This is a genomic window from Pantoea sp. EKM20T, from assembly GCF_011800485.1.
GTDB classification, from domain to species: domain Bacteria; phylum Pseudomonadota; class Gammaproteobacteria; order Enterobacterales; family Enterobacteriaceae; genus Pantoea; species Pantoea agglomerans.
In genome coordinates, this window is the sequence record NZ_JAALFW010000007.1 from 114,644 (window position 1) to 130,723 (window position 16,080).

Annotated in this window: 8 protein-coding genes; 6 read left to right on the forward strand and 2 right to left on the reverse strand. The window is 54.2% G+C overall.

Annotation, left to right across the window (positions count from 1 at the left end; all coding sequences use genetic code 11):
- Positions 1 to 414 precede the first annotated feature (414 nt).
- From HFD94_RS13945 to rcsB, 3 genes are read left to right on the forward strand one after another with little or no spacing between them, the layout of a single operon-like run.
- Positions 415 to 1,569, forward strand: a complete 1,155-nt coding sequence (locus tag HFD94_RS13945; protein WP_010248386.1) for an MFS transporter — start codon at positions 415 to 417, stop codon at positions 1,567 to 1,569.
- A gap of 19 nt (positions 1,570 to 1,588) precedes the next feature.
- Positions 1,589 to 4,246, forward strand: a complete 2,658-nt coding sequence (rcsD, locus tag HFD94_RS13950) for a phosphotransferase RcsD (protein ID WP_010248389.1) — start codon at positions 1,589 to 1,591, stop codon at positions 4,244 to 4,246.
- A 1-nt stretch (position 4,247) separates the two neighbouring features.
- Positions 4,248 to 4,898 (forward strand): response regulator transcription factor RcsB, encoded by a 651-nt coding sequence (gene rcsB, locus HFD94_RS13955; protein ID WP_009089068.1) that lies wholly within the window; start codon positions 4,248 to 4,250, stop codon positions 4,896 to 4,898.
- A gap of 54 nt (positions 4,899 to 4,952) precedes the next feature.
- Here rcsB and rcsC read toward each other — a convergent pair whose 3' ends face one another.
- Positions 4,953 to 7,805 carry a two-component system sensor histidine kinase RcsC gene (gene rcsC, locus HFD94_RS13960; RefSeq protein ID WP_167433225.1) on the reverse strand — a complete coding sequence of 951 codons (2,853 nt, stop codon included), beginning with the start codon at positions 7,803 to 7,805 and terminating at the stop codon, positions 4,953 to 4,955.
- A 682-nt stretch (positions 7,806 to 8,487) separates the two neighbouring features.
- Positions 8,488 to 11,160 (reverse strand): DNA topoisomerase (ATP-hydrolyzing) subunit A, encoded by a 2,673-nt coding sequence (gene gyrA, locus HFD94_RS13965; protein WP_167433226.1) that lies wholly within the window; start codon positions 11,158 to 11,160, stop codon positions 8,488 to 8,490.
- 177 nt (positions 11,161 to 11,337) lie between these two features.
- Between gyrA and ubiG the strand changes: the two genes are divergently transcribed.
- The 3 genes from ubiG (at position 11,338) to nrdB (ending at position 16,078) form a co-directional block, all read left to right on the forward strand.
- The gene (ubiG, locus tag HFD94_RS13970; protein ID WP_010671459.1) at positions 11,338 to 12,063 is read left to right on the forward strand and encodes a bifunctional 2-polyprenyl-6-hydroxyphenol methylase/3-demethylubiquinol 3-O-methyltransferase UbiG; all 726 of its coding nucleotides are present in this window, start codon (positions 11,338 to 11,340) and stop codon (positions 12,061 to 12,063) included.
- A gap of 526 nt (positions 12,064 to 12,589) precedes the next feature.
- Complete coding sequence (gene nrdA, locus HFD94_RS13975; protein ID WP_010258098.1) at positions 12,590 to 14,875, forward strand: class 1a ribonucleoside-diphosphate reductase subunit alpha; 2,286 nt, start codon at positions 12,590 to 12,592, stop codon at positions 14,873 to 14,875.
- Positions 14,876 to 14,947: 72 nt separating this feature from the next.
- Entirely contained in the window at positions 14,948 to 16,078 is a 1,131-nt protein-coding gene (nrdB, locus tag HFD94_RS13980; RefSeq protein ID WP_010258096.1) for a class Ia ribonucleoside-diphosphate reductase subunit beta, read from the forward strand.
- Positions 16,079 to 16,080 lie beyond the last annotated feature (2 nt).

The window sequence follows — 16,080 nt, forward strand, 5'->3', positions numbered from 1 at the left end:
TGAAAAAAGGTTATCATAAAATCCGCTTTGCCTTTGTTTTTACATGTCAATTTATTGCTGACTGTTTCCGGAAATGATGCGGAAAGGTTAAAAAACCACCACTACCGGAACATCAGGGCTGTAAAAAAAATTTGTTCATTAAGCGATTCAGCCATCATTTATCAGTGGCCCTGTTCCGATTTTTCAGCAGCAAGTCGTTGAAAAACCACAGTGAAATTTGAGTTAAGTCATTCTGCGGGGCGGTGGTCATGCCAGGAAAGTTCTGGAAAAAATTCGCAGCGCGACAAAAGTCGGTAAACTCCCGGTTTTGTCATTTATGCCATGTTGCAATCCCCTTCCTGATAAGAGGCGCAACGACCACTGACTCACGGCCAGTGCTACACTTTTCCGCTTTACCATTGATGAATCTGACCTATGACCGCACTGGACGCTGCACAACAAAACAAACATCAGAGCCGCCTGAACTGGGGCACACGCACCATCTTTTTGATCAATGGCTTAGGAATGTCAGCCTGGGCTCCGCTGGTGCCGTTTGCCCGCGATCGTCTGCAGCTCAGCGGCGCATCACTGGGCGCGTTACTGCTCTGTCTGGGTATTGGTTCGCTGGCCGCGATGCCGGTGACCGGCACACTGGTGGCGCGGTTTGGCTGCCGTCGGGTGATGTGCTTCTCTACCCTGTTAGTGCTGATGATGATGCCGCTACTTGCCACGGCTGATTCTCATCTGGTTATGGCGGCTGCGCTGATGCTGTTTGGCGCCGGGCTGGGCATGCTGGATGTGGCGATGAATTATCAGGCGGTTCAGGTTGAGCAGGCGGCGGATAAACCGATGATGTCCGGCTTCCATGGCTTCTTCAGTCTTGGCGGGATTCTGGGTGCGGGCACGGTCAGCCTGTTGCTGAGCCAGTCTTTTACACCCCTGGCCGCCACGCTGGTGGTGATGGCAGTGATGTTATTGCTGTTGCTGTGGCGACTGCCGGTCTTAATGAATGAACGCCTGCATCAGCCCGATCAACCCTGGCTGGTGATCCCACGCGGCTGGGTCGCGTTTCTTGGCCTGCTCTGCTTTATTCTGTTCCTGGCGGAAGGGGCCGTGCTGGACTGGGGCGCGCTGCTGTTGCTGCAGAACCCGGAGATGTCACCCGCCTGGGCCGGACTGGGCTATGCGGTCTTTTCCGTGGCGATGACGCTGGGCCGTTTTAGCGGCGATAAGATCATCCAGCGTTTTGGTCGCTACCCGGTGATGCTGACCGGCGCGCTGACCGCCGCCGCGGGCATGAGTCTGGCCGTCTGGCTGCCGTGGCCGGAGATCGCCCTGCTGGCTTTCCTGCTGGTCGGCTTTGGTTTATCTAACACGGTGCCGATGTTGTTCAATGCTGCCGGGAATCAACAGGATATGCCCGCGAACCTGGCGATTTCTGCCATGACAACGCTGGGATATGCGGGTATTCTCTCAGGTCCGGCTTTAATCGGATTCATTTCGCAATGGATCAGCCTCAGCGGCGCATTTTTAGCGATCGCCCTGTTGCTGTTAGCGGTAGCCGCCAGTGCGCGAAAAGTTGCGCAATAATTCAGGTACCTGACACGCTATGTTGTATAAGTTTCCACTGACCTCCGGCAACGTCACCCGCTTTTTTGTGGTTTTCAATCTGGTGCTCCTGCTGGCGCTGGGCTTTATGGTGCATAACTCGGTGAATGCCTGGCTGACCGGGAAGCGCTATGCCATGGACGATCTGGCTCGTGACGTTCAGAAGCGCATTGATGCCTATCGCTTTGCCACCTGGCAGATCTATGAAAACCTCTCTACCAGTGCGGCAGGTGCAACACCCGGCAGTAACCTGCAGGAGACGCGACTGCGTCCCGACGTCTACTACCTGGAAAAAACCCGGCGTAAAACGGAAGCGCTGATTTTCGGCTCACATGACAGCAGCACGCTGGATATGACCATGCGGATGTCGAACTATCTCGACACGCTGTGGGGCGCAGAAAATCCCACCTGGTCGATGTACTTTTTAAATGGTCAGGACAATAGCCTGATTATGATCTCGACCCTGCCGCTGAAAGATATGGCGACGCGTTATAAAGAGAGTGCCATCAGTTCAATGGTTGATGGCCGTCGTGCTGAGATGTTGCAGCAGGCGAATGCGCTCGATGAGCGCGAGAGTTTCTCACCGCTGCGCCACCTCGCCTTCCAGAACGATCACTATTTCACGCTGCGTACCACCTTTAATCAGCCAGGCCATCTGGCCACGGTGGTCGCCTTTGATCTGCCGGTTAACGATATTGTTCCGCAGAACATGCCGCTGGAAAATTTCCAGCTGCGTCAGGACAGCTCAATGCCTGCCAGCAGCAGTGAACAGCAGGAGGTGGAAAATACCCGCATCTCACTGGTTAATCCCAATATCGAGATTACGGCCACCCTGCCCAGCACCTCGCTGCAGCTGGTTTATCAGGTGCCGATTGGCCGTCTGATTATCGACACCCTGCACAATCTGCTCTGGCCGCTGCTGATCAACCTGCTGCTGTTCCTGCTTTCACTGGCGGGTATCGTGCTGCTGCGCCAGCAGTCGCTGCGTCCCAGCGAGAACCAGAGCGCTGAACTCGATTCGCTGCGGGTATTGAATGAAGAGATTGTGGCCAGTCTGCCGGTCGGCCTGCTGGTGTATGACTTTGCCAGCAACCGCACCCTATTGAGCAATAAGATTGCTGAACATCTTTTGCCTCACCTCAATCTGCAGAAGATCATTAATATGTCCGACCAGCATCAGGGCGTGCTGCAGGCCACCATCAATAACGAAGTGTATGAGATTCGCCACGCCCGCAGCGTGCTGTCGCCGCATACCCAGCTGTTTATGATGCGTGACCAGGATCGCGAGCTGCTGGTGAATAAGAAGCTGCAAAAAGCGCAGCAGGTGCTGGATCGTAACCATCAGATGCGACAGCAGCTGCTGCACAATCTGGGCCACGCGCTGAATCAGCCCCTGGAGAAGATGGTGACGCAGCTGGTACAGCTCAGCCAGCGTGATGCCGATGAGACCGTGCTGGACCTGCTCGATGAGAGTCAGGGGCTGGCGCGGCTGGTGGATGATATCGTGCTGCTGAACCGTCTTGAGGCGCACGACTGGTCACCCGATGCGACCGTCTTTAACCTGCAGGAACTGCTGGATGAGATCGCACTGGAAAGCCTGCCGCTGATGCGCCGCAAAGGGCTGTCGCTGGTGGTGAATAATCACCTGGCTAATGATGAGACGCGCTTTGGCGACCGTCGCGCCCTGCGTAAAGTGCTGACCACGCTGATGCACTACGCCCTGACCACCACCCGCTGGGGGAAAATCACCCTGGAAGTTAAGGCTGCGGACAAGCAGGCCGATAGATTGATTATCGAACTGGTGGACACCGGTGCGGGCCTGACGGTGGATGAACTGGCCAATGTCGACTTCCCGTTCCTGGGCGATACCAGTCAGGATCGCTACGGACAGGCTTCTGGCATGGCGTTCTTCCTCTGTAAGCAGCTCTGCAAGCAGATGGGCGGCAGCCTGGATATCGTGGCAAAAGCGGATATCGGCACGCGCTACAACATGCAGTTGCCGCTGGTGCTGGAGCAGAAGCGCGAAGAAGAAGAGGAAAAAATTCTGGATGGCGTTACCGCGCTGGTGGAGATCACCGTGGAGGACGTGCATAAAATTGTCTGCCGCCATCTGGAAAACTGGGGAGCGCGTTGTCTGACACCCGACGAGCGCATTTCCGGTCAGGATCACGATGTGCTGGTGACCGACGATCCATCAAAGCTTAGCGGCTGGGCACTGCTGCTGGCGGAAGATGAACTGGGACACCATGCACTGAACGACCAGCAGTATCGGGTCAATTTCAATCTCAGTAATGCGCTGCTGGATGCATTGCTGGCACTGATAGAGAAGCAACTGTCGCATGATGTGATGGATAACGACACGGAAGACGACGCGGCCACGCCATTGATGAGCGGCGGCTATTTCCAGCTGTTTACGGAGACAGTACCGGTTGATGTGAAGAGGCTGTATACTGAGTCGGCGGAAAAGGACTACGCCTCGCTTGCTCAGACAGCGCATCGCCTAAAGGGCGTGTTTGCCATGCTCAATCTGACTCCCGGCAAACAGCTTTGTGAAGAGTTAGAACACCACATTAAAGCGTGTGACGATTCAAACATTACAAATACCACCAGTGATATTGACGCTTACGTCAATCAACTGCTGCAGCAAGGTAACCAATAAGATGAATAACTTAAACGTAATTATTGCCGATGACCATCCAATTGTCCTTTTCGGTATCCGAAAATCTCTGGAACAAATTGAATGGGTTAACGTTGTAGGTGAGTTCGAAGACTCAACAGCACTGATCAATAATCTGTCCAAGCTTGACGCCAACGTCCTGATCACCGACCTCTCTATGCCAGGTGAGAAGTATGGCGATGGTATTACGCTGATTAAATATATTAAACGCCACTACCCGGATCTCTCGATTATTGTTCTGACCATGAACAATAACCCGGCGATTCTGAGTTCAGTGCTTGATCTCGATATCGAAGGGATTGTACTGAAACAGGGCGCGCCAACCGATTTGCCAAAGGCACTGGCTGCACTGCAGAAAGGCAAGAAATATACGCCGGAAAGCGTTGCGAAACTGCTGGAGAAAATCAGCGCGGGTGGTTATGGCGACAAACGCCTGTCACCGAAAGAGAGCGAAGTGCTGCGTCTGTTTGCAGAAGGTTTCCTGGTCACCGAGATTGCCAAGAAGCTGAACCGCAGTATCAAAACCATCAGTAGCCAGAAGAAATCAGCGATGATGAAACTGGGCGTGGATAACGATATCGCACTGCTGAACTACCTGTCGTCTGTCAGCCAGACTCAGGTCGAAAGAGACTAAGTTACTTCCTGAGGCGGTGCAGCCTGCACCGCCTCGCCTCTGCCCTTTCCTGCCCTACCCCATCCGCGTTTTACGTACCCGATCAGCATAGATTGCCAGCGTCACTTTCAGCACATCTAACGTCACCGGTTTCGACAGGCAGTTATCCATGCCCGCATCCATGCAACGCTGTTTCTCTTCCGCCAGCGCATTCGCCGTCACGCCAACCACCGGGAAGAGATGGCCCAGCTGACGCAACCGCTGCGTCAGGCGATAACCATCCATATTCGGCATGTTCACGTCGGTGAGTACGATATCAATCTCATTACGACTCAGTACATTAAGTGCATCAACGCCATCCTGCGCAGTCTTCACCTGATAGCCCAGCGTGCCGAGCTGTTCCGACAGCAGCATGCGGTTAATCGGATGGTCATCGACAATCAACACCATGATGTCATCGTTATGCACTTTCTCTTCTACCGGCGCGGCCAGCAACAGCGCATCTGCGGCGTCGTTGCCCAGTGCGATTCGATAGATGCGCGCCAGCAGCGCCGGAACCTCATGCAGCGTGGCGGTAGAGTGGATCCAGCGGCCAGGCTGACGTTCACGCGGCATATCCACATGCGATCCATCGAAAGTGACCAGTGCCCGCAGCGGAACATCAATATCCAGTTCGTAATCGGTCATCACCACATCGTCATGGCCAGGCTTACCGTTATACTCCGCGACCTGAATGCCCTGCTGCTGAATCTGACGCGTAATAAATTCCGCGAGGTACTCGTTACGCATCGCCAGCCAGATTTTCTTATCCTGTAAATCCTCCAGCAGCATCAGTGACGGCTTCTGCCCTTTGTAGATTGGAATACGCACAATAAACTGGCTGCCCATGCCTGGCTCTGAGTCGACCTCGATGTCGCCATCCATCATATTGATCAGCTTTTCACAGATCGCCAGTCCCAGCCCGGTGCCCTGGAAATTACGCTGCACGCCATTTCCCACCTGGAAGAAGGGATCGAACAGGCGTGGCAGCTCTTTTGCCGGAATGCCGACGCCAGTATCACGGACGCGGAATGCCAGATAGCCCTGCGCAACGTAAGCGTGGAGGATAATACAGCCCGTATGCGTGAACTTAATCGCGTTATTCAGCAGGTTAGAGATCACCTGCTGCAGACGCAGCGGATCGCCGTCCAGCACCTGCGGAACGTCATGTTCAATAAAGCAGTAGAGCGTAAGCCGCTTCTTCACCACCAGCGACAGATAGTTGCCGACGATGTGGGTCACGATTTCACGAGGTGCAAACGGACGCGGCTCAATTTTCAGCTGCTCTGATTCGATTTTTGAGAAGTCGAGAATATCGCTGATGATTTTCAGCAGCAGGCTGGAGGAGTTGTTCATCGCCGTCACCAGCGAGTCGATACCGCTGGGCAGCTCTTTGGTCTGCAGCAGATCGAGATTACCGATAATGCCATAAAGCGGTGTGCGCAGTTCGTGACTGACCGTGGCAAGGAACATCGATTTTGACTGGCTCGCCTGCTCTGCCGCGTGGGCCATCTCCTGCAGCGACTGCTCCATCCGCACGCGCGCCGAGACATCGACCAGCACGCAAATCGCCACGTTCTCATTACGATAGCGCGAATGCACAAAGCTGATTTGCAGGTTGGTATTACTGCCGGTGAGCACATCGACAAAGTTGACCTGCTGCCCGCCAATAATCTCATTCAGCCGCAGGCGATCTTCCTGCGTCAGCAACGTCAGATAATTGTGCGCCAGCTCGTTACTCAGAATATTGGTGCCGTCGCTGGTGCGTAAAATACAGATCCCGACCGGCGCAGAGGCGACAATCTTACGGTTAAACTGCTCATGCTCTTCCAGCCGGTGCGCATTCTCCTCCGCTGGCAGGAACATCCGGCGCTCAAACAGCCAGGCGAGGGTAAACAGAATAACGGCGCTGAAAATATTGAGCAGTAGCGCATTAATGATCATCAGCTTGAGCTGATCCACCATCACGTCGGTAGATATCGACCACACCACGTTAAGATCGGAAGGCGGCAGCGGCTTTTTCAGAACCAGCTGACGATAACCATTCAGGTATCCGAACCAGGTTTTATCATCAGGAAGACTATCGAGCGAGAAGCCCAGCCCGCCGCGCCGCGAATTTAGCAGTGGACGATAATTTTCATCGGTAATGGACGCGATAATCGGCAGGCTGCCCGGCTGAATAAACTCATCCAGCCGGATATTCTGTTCGACGCCCAGTAGCGCCTGTAACTTATTAGCAACGTAGACGGGCACCACCATAAAGAAGGTTCCGACGCCTGGCTGAGCACTGCTGTTAATCCAGTACATCGGATTGCGGCGATCTTCTTCGCTGCTATTGCGATAGCGCAGCACATTCTCACGCAGCGATTTCAGGCTGCGTTCCCGGTCAGCATTGCTGCTGCCAATCGTGAAGTCGGCCAGACACTGACTCTCGCCACCGATAAAGAACACCCGATTCAGCTCATACGATGAGGCGAAGTTACTTTTCCAGTAATTGATGTAGTAACTGAGTGAATCGAGCGAGTTGCGCCAGGTATTGCTCATCGAGGTACAGTCGCCATCCGAAAACAGGGGCGTAAACTGCGGCTGAGATGTTTTGCCTGGCATCATACCGGTCAGCACATCCAGACCGCTGCTGGCGTTGGTTAAGCGGTTTTCGGTGATATATTTCAGCTCACGCATCATGTCCGCCGAATGGCGCACATACCACTCTATCGTGCCGTAGTTGCTGGCAAACTCCTGCCGAACCTGCGTCTCTTTATTGTGCAGCACGCTGATAATGTAAAACGCAGTAAGAACGGCGCCCAGCGTCCAGATTAGCAGCGCCAGCGCGCGGAAAAGATAGCGCGAGATGCGAAGCGTAGTGCGGAAAGAGACAGGATATTTCAAAGGTAACTCGCAGTTGGCAAGGTTAGTCGCATCATCGATTTTTAATGCCCATACACTAGCTTTATCGGGCGTAAAAAGCCAGCCAGCCGCAGGCTTAGCGGGCGGTTTGGGAATCTTTTAAGACAGCCAAAGCAACATCTTTATCTTAGGAAGAAGTCGCCGCCTCTCCCCCTCAAACAAATGCACGCACACATCTCCTTAAAGCGACACCACAACCCCAACAAGAAAGGCCTGCTGTGCCCGAAGAGCAAAGCGTCTGGCCCGCGATGGCGTGGCCGATCCGCATGGATGCGGGAATCCTTTGCGATCAGGCATAGCGGGTCTTTCGGCACCTCCCGACTCACAGCCATCAGCCATTTTCCCGCCCCGCCTCTAAGACCTCAAACAACACGCCCATCCCCTCAAAGCGACATCACAACCCCAACAAGAAAGGCCTGCTATGCCCGAAGAGCAAAGCGTCTGGCCCGCGATGGCGTGGCCGATCCGCATGGATGCGGGAATCCTTTGCGATCTGGCACAGCAGGCCTTGTGACGACTCCCGACTCACAGCCATCAGCTCCCAGCCACCCGCCATAAGCTCTCTGCCCCCTGCAACCTGCCCATCACACACAAAAAAAAACGGCAGGCCGGGTTTCCCCTGACCTGCCGTTTCTGCAACGAACCTCAGCTCACGCCAGACAAATTACTCTTCGTCTTCAGCCGCGTCGTCTTCGTCTTCTGCATCCGTTTCCGGCGCAATCTCTTCATCGTCGTTCTCTGCTTCCGGCGCGATATCTTCCTCGCCTTCCGCCACGCTACCGTCGATTGAATCCAGCTCTTCTTCTTCAACCGGCTCGGCAACACGCTGCAGACCTACGACGTTCTCATCCTCTGCGGTACGAATCAGAATCACACCCTGGGTATTACGACCCACGACGCTGACTTCTGAAACGCGGGTACGCACCAGCGTACCGGCATCGGTGATCATCATAATCTGATCGCCATCAACGACCTGAACGGCGCCAATCACCGGACCATTACGTTCGGTCACTTTGATTGAAATAACACCCTGAGTCGCACGCGACTTGGTCGGGTATTCGCTGTTGGCAGTACGCTTGCCGTAACCATTCTGCGTCACGGTCATAATTGCACCCTCTTCACGCGGCACAATCAATGACACAACGCGATCGCCTTCAGCCAGCCTGATGCCGCGTACGCCAGAGGCGGTACGACCCATCGCACGGACTGCGGTTTCTGCAAAGCGCACCACTTTACCGGCCGCTGAGAACAGCATCGCCTCATCGTTACCGTTGGTCAGCGCCACACCGATCAGCTCATCGTCGTCACGCAGATTCACGGCAATAATGCCCGCGCTGCGTGGACGGCTGAACTCTTTCAGTGCGGTCTTCTTCACGGTACCGAGCGCGGTCGCCATAAAGATATTAAAGCCTTCGGTATACTCACGTACCGGCAGAATCGCCGTAATACGCTCGTTGGCTTCCAGCGGCAGCAGGTTGACGATTGGACGTCCACGTGCGCCACGGCTTGCTTCCGGCAGCTGGTAAACCTTCATCCAGTAGAGACGGCCACGGCTGGAGAAGCAAAGAATCGTATCATGCGTATTGGCGACCAGCAGACGATCAATGAAGTCCTCTTCTTTGATACGTGCGGCTGACTTGCCCTTACCACCACGACGCTGCGCTTCATAGTCGGTCAGCGGCTGATACTTCACATAGCCCTGATGCGACAATGTCACTACAACATCTTCCTGATTGATCAGGTCTTCGATATTAATGTCAGCCGTGTTGGCAGTAATCTCTGTGCGACGCTCATCACCGAACTGATCACGCATCAGTTCCAGCTCTTCGCGGATCACCTCCATCAGACGGTCCGCGTTCGACAGAATGCGCAGCAACTCAGCGATCTGCTCCAGCAGCGCTTTATACTCATCCAGCAGCTTCTCGTGCTCAAGACCAGTCAGTTTCTGCAGACGCAGATCCAGAATTGCCTGAGCCTGCTGCTCGGTCAGATAGTATTGACCATCACGGATGCCATATTGTGGATCCAGCCACTCCGGACGCGCGGCGTCATCACCGGCACGCTCGAGCATCGCTGACACGTTACCAAGATCCCACGACTGCGCAATCAGACCCGCTTTCGCTTCTGCCGGGTTTGGTGCACGACGAATCAGCTCGATGATAGGATCGATATTCGCCAGCGCAATCGCCAGACCTTCCAGGATATGCGCACGATCGCGCGCTTTACGCAGTTCAAAGATAGTACGACGCGTCACAACTTCACGACGATGGCGAACAAAGGCGTCCAGAATCTCCTTCAGCGCCATGATCTTCGGCTGACCCTGATGCAGGGCGACCATGTTGATACCAAACGAGGTCTGCAACTGGGTCAGTGAATAGAGATTATTCAGCACGACTTCGCCAACCGCATCGCGCTTGATCTCAATCACGATACGCATGCCGTCTTTATCAGACTCATCGCGCAGTGCGCTGATGCCTTCGACACGCTTCTCTTTCACCAGCTCCGCAATCTTCTCAATCAGGCGTGCCTTGTTAACCTGATACGGCAGCTCATGAATGATGATGGTCTCGCGGCCCGTTTTAGCATCGGCTTCCACTTCGCCACGCGCACGAATATAAATTTTACCGCGTCCGGTGCGATACGCTTCTTCGATGCCACGGCGGCCATTGATGATAGCGGCGGTCGGGAAATCAGGCCCCGGAATGTGCTCCATCAGCTCTTCAATGCTGATGTCTTCATTTTCAATGTAAGCCAGGCAGCCGTTAATCACTTCACGCAGGTTATGCGGCGGAATGTTGGTTGCCATACCCACGGCGATACCGGAAGAGCCGTTCACCAGCAGGTTAGGAATTTTGGTCGGCAGAACTTCAGGGATCTGCTCAGTGCCGTCGTAGTTCGGTACGAAATCGACGGTCTCTTTTTCCAGGTCAGCTAACAGGTCGTGGGCGATTTTCGACATGCGAATTTCGGTATAACGCATCGCCGCGGCGGAGTCGCCGTCGATGGAACCGAAGTTGCCTTGTCCGTCCACCAGCATGTAACGCAGGGAGAAAGGCTGGGCCATACGTACAATGGTGTCGTATACGGCGGAATCACCATGCGGGTGATATTTACCGATAACGTCACCGACGACGCGGGCAGATTTTTTATAGGGTTTGTTCCAGTCGTTACCCAGTACGCTCATCGCAAAAAGTACGCGACGATGAACCGGCTTCAGGCCATCACGCACATCGGGTAAAGCTCGGCCAACGATGACCGACATGGCGTAACCGAGGTAAGAATTTTTTAATTCTTCTTCGATATTGACCGGTGTAATTTCTCTCGCAAGGTCGCTCATGGAGCCGCTATCCCTCTACTTAATCCCGGATTTTAAAGGTGCGAAAGTATATCACACTGCAATGCTCTGGTGAACGCTAACCACCGATTTCACCCGCTTTTCCTTGCGCCTGAAAGGTGTGCCATCTGCGGTTAAGCGTTTATACTGTGGGCACATTTTGTCAGGAGTTACGATTCAATGAATGCACAACCGCAGAATCATCAGCAGAACGTCGATGCGCAGGAAATTGCCAAGTTTGAGGCCGTTGCCTCGCGCTGGTGGGATCTGGAGGGTGAATTTAAACCGTTGCACCGCATTAACCCGCTGCGCCTGGGCTATATCGCGCAGCACAGCAACGGCTTATTCGGTAAAACCGTGCTCGACGTCGGATGCGGCGGCGGCATCTTAGCCGAAAGTATGGCGCGCGAAGGCGCCGTGGTCACGGGTCTGGACATGGGCGCGGAACCGCTGGCCGTGGCGCGCCTGCATGCTCTGGAGAGCGGAGTGACGCTGGACTACGTGCAGCAGACCGTCGAAGAGCATGCGGAGCAGCACGCCGGAAAATATGATGTGGTGACCTGCATGGAGATGCTGGAGCACGTGCCGGATCCGCGCTCAGTCGTTCACGCCTGTGCGAAGCTGGTCAAACCCGGCGGCGAAGTCTTCTTCTCTACGCTGAACCGCAATCCAAAAGCCTGGCTGCTGGCGATATTTGGTGCGGAATATGTGTTGCGCATGCTGCCGCGCGGCACTCACGACGTGAAGAAATTTATCCGTCCTTCCGAACTGCTGGGCTGGGTCGATGAAACGGCCCTGCGTGAACGCCACATCATTGGCCTGCATTACAACCCGGTGACTAACCGATTCAAACTGGCTCCCGGCACTGACGTGAATTATATGGTGCACACCCACCGCGCCGTCTGAGTGACCCGCCCGCCTGAATCAGGGCGGGCATCTCCTCTTCTGCGCCCGTTCTCCCTGTGCCGGTCACAGCACTCACCGCGCCAGAGGCATTCTGATGTCTGCCAATAGGTTACATCAGCCCGGTTCCATCCTCTTCAGCGTTACCGCATCCGATTCTCTGCTGACCAGCAACCCGCTAGCGGCTTTTAGCCATTTTTCATCCCTTTTCCTGCTGAATCCTGAGGATTGAATAAGAAACACGCGCCCGATCATAATAAGAAAAAAAAGTGTGATCTGGTTGACATGATGCCAGGCCTTACAAGGCGTGGGCTAAGAAATTTCGCAAGAATTACAACCCCTCCAGCCATCATTTTTTGCTCTTGTTAAGCGGCCGTAAAATACTAAAATATGCCTCCATGTAGTTATGGCTATTCCCATCACCCCCTAGATGTAGTGTTTATCCACACATTATTCACAATGAATAGGCTGTGTATAAACCGGGATTTCTTTTAATTTTTGGATACTCACGCAAAGGTAAAAACGCGACATGAACCAGAGTCTGCTCGTTACTAAACGCGATGGCCGCCAGGAGCGCATTGATCTCGATAAAATTCACCGTGTGCTGGACTGGGCAGCTGAAGGGCTGAACAACGTCTCAGTTTCACAGGTTGAGCTGCGCTCTCACATTCAGTTCTATGATGGCATCAGAACCTCTGACATTCATGAGACCATCATCAAGGCCGCAGCAGACCTCATCTCCCGCGATGCCCCTGACTATCAGTACCTGGCTGCCCGCCTGGCGATCTTCCACCTGCGCAAAAAAGCGTATGGTCAGTTTGAGCCGCCAAAGCTTTATGACCAGGTCGTTAAGATGGTCGACATGGGCAAATATGATCGCCACCTGCTGGAAGATTACAGCCAGGAAGAGTTTGCGCAGATGGACGAGTTCCTCGACCACTGGCGTGACATGAACTTCTCCTATGCCGCTGTGAAGCAGCTGGAAGGCAAATATCTGGTGCAGAACCGCGTTTCGGGTGAAATCTACGAAAGCGCGCAGTTCCTCTACATACTGGTCGCCGCCTGCCTATTCTCCGGCTACCCGCGCGACACGCGTATGGATTACATCAAGCGTTTCTATGATGCGATCTCGACGTTTAAAATCTCCCTGCCGACGCCAATCATGTCTGGCGTACGCACCCCAACACGTCAGTTCAGCTCCTGTGTACTGATCGAGTGTGGCGACAGCCTGGACTCCATCAACGCCACCTCCAGCGCGATTGTGAAATATGTCTCTCAGCGTGCCGGCATCGGTATCAACGCCGGTCGTATCCGTGCGCTGGGCAGCCCGATTCGCGGCGGTGAAGCGTTCCATACCGGCTGTATCCCGTTCTACAAGCATTTCCAGACCGCGGTGAAGTCCTGTTCTCAGGGCGGCGTTCGTGGCGGCGCAGCCACGCTGTTCTACCCGATGTGGCATCTGGAAATCGAAAGCCTGCTGGTGCTGAAGAACAACCGTGGTGTTGAAGGCAACCGCGTGCGTCACATGGACTATGGTGTACAGCTCAATAAGCTGATGTATCAGCGCCTGCTGAAAGGCGAAGATATCACCCTGTTCAGCCCGTCTGACGTGCCTGGCCTGTATGACGCATTCTTCGCCAATCAGGATGAGTTTGAGCGCCTCTATACCAAATATGAGCAGGATCAGAGCATCCGCAAGCAGCGTGTTAAAGCGGTCGATCTCTTCTCACTGATGATGCAGGAACGCGCCTCTACCGGCCGTATCTACATTCAGAACGTCGATCACTGCAACACCCACAGCCCGTTTGACCCGAGCATTGCGCCGGTTCGCCAGTCTAACCTCTGCCTGGAAATCGCCCTGCCGACGAAACCGCTTGAAGATGTTAACGACGAAAACGGTGAGATTGCCCTGTGTACGCTTTCGGCGTTCAACCTCGGCGCCATCGAAAGCCTCGACGATCTGGAAGAGCTGGCTACCCTGGCCGTACGTGCGCTTGATGCGCTGCTCGACTATCAGGACTACCCGATCCCGGCTGCCCAGCGTGGCGCGATGGGTCGTCGTACTCTGGGTATCGGCGTCATCAACTACGCCTACTATCTGGCGAAGCATGGTGTGCGCTACTCCGATGGCAGCGCCAATGGCCTGACGCACAAAACCTTTGAAGCAATTCAGTATTACCTGCTGAAAGCCTCAAACGAGCTGGCGAAAGAGCAAGGTGCCTGCCCGTGGTTCAATGAAACCACCTATGCGCAGGGCATTCTGCCTATCGACACCTACAAGAAAGATCTGGACGCGATCAGCAACGAACCGCTGCATCTCGACTGGGAAAGCCTGCGTGAAGAGATTAAAACGCACGGCCTGCGCAACTCGACCCTGTCTGCGCTGATGCCGTCTGAAACCTCGTCGCAGATCTCCAATGCCACCAACGGTATTGAGCCTCCGCGCGGTCACATCAGCATCAAAGCGTCGAAAGATGGCATCCTGCGTCAGGTCGTACCGGAGTATGAGCGTCTGAAAGATCAGTACGAACTGCTGTGGGAAATGCCGAACAACGACGGCTACCTGCAACTGGTGGGTCTGATGCAGAAATTCATCGACCAGGCGATTTCGTCCAACACCAACTACGATCCGTCGCGCTTCACCAACGGTAAAGTGCCGATGAAACAGCTGCTGAAAGATCTGCTGACGGCGTATAAGTTCGGCGTGAAAACGCTCTACTATCAAAACACCCGTGACGGTGCTGAAGATGCGCAGGATGACCTGGCACCTTCTATCCAGGATGATGGCTGCGAGAGCGGCGCCTGTAAGATCTAATGGTCAGGCGGGAGAATCTCCCGCCTCATTCATTTCACGAGGCCTGGCTTCGTCTACTTTTGGACAACTTTTATGGCTTACTCCACTTTCTCACAGAACAAAAATGATCAGCTGAAAGAGCCGATGTTTTTCGGTCAGTCCGTAAACGTGGCGCGCTTCGACCAGCAAAAATATGACATCTTTGAAAAGCTGATCGAAAAGCAGCTCTCCTTCTTCTGGCGTCCGGAAGAGGTCGACGTTTCACGCGATCGCATCGATTACCAGGCGCTGCCGGATCATGAAAAACATATCTTTATCAGCAACCTGAAGTATCAGACGCTGCTGGATTCGATTCAGGGCCGCAGCCCGAACGTCGCGCTGCTGCCGCTGATCTCGATTCCTGAACTGGAAACCTGGATTGAAACCTGGGCGTTCTCAGAGACGATTCACTCCCGTTCTTACACCCACATCATCCGTAATATCGTTAACGATCCGGCAGTGGTGTTTGACGATATCGTCACCAATGAGCAGATTCTGGCGCGTGCTCAGGATATCTCACGCTATTACGACGATCTGATTGAGATGACCAACTACTGGCATCAGCTGGGTGAAGGCACGCATCAGGTCAACGGCAAACCGGTTGTCGTCAGCCTGCGCGCCCTGAAGAAGCAGCTCTATATCTGCCTGATGAGCGTCAATGCGCTGGAAGCGATCCGTTTCTATGTCAGCTTCGCCTGTTCCTTCGCGTTCGCTGAGCGTGAGCTGATGGAAGGCAATGCCAAAATCATCAAGCTGATTGCCCGCGATGAAGCGCTGCACCTGACCGGCACCCAGCACATGCTGAATCTGCTGCGCAGCGGTGAAGACGATCCGGAGATGAAAGAGATTGCGGCAGAGTGCCGTGAAGAGTGCTTCGAGCTGTTTAAGAAAGCAGCGCTGCAGGAGAAAGAGTGGGCAGAATATCTGTTCAGCGGCGGCTCAATGATCGGCCTGAACAAAGATATTCTCTGCCAGTACATTGAGTACATCACCAATATCCGTATGCAGGCTGTTGGCCTTGATTTGCCGTTCCAGACGCGCTCAAACCCAATCCCATGGATTAACTCCTGGCTGGTCTCTGACAACGTTCAGGTTGCGCCGCAGGAAGTGGAAGTGAGCTCCTATCTGGTGGGTCAGATCGATTCTGAAGTAGGCGCTAACGACTTCGACGACTTCCAGCTTTAATT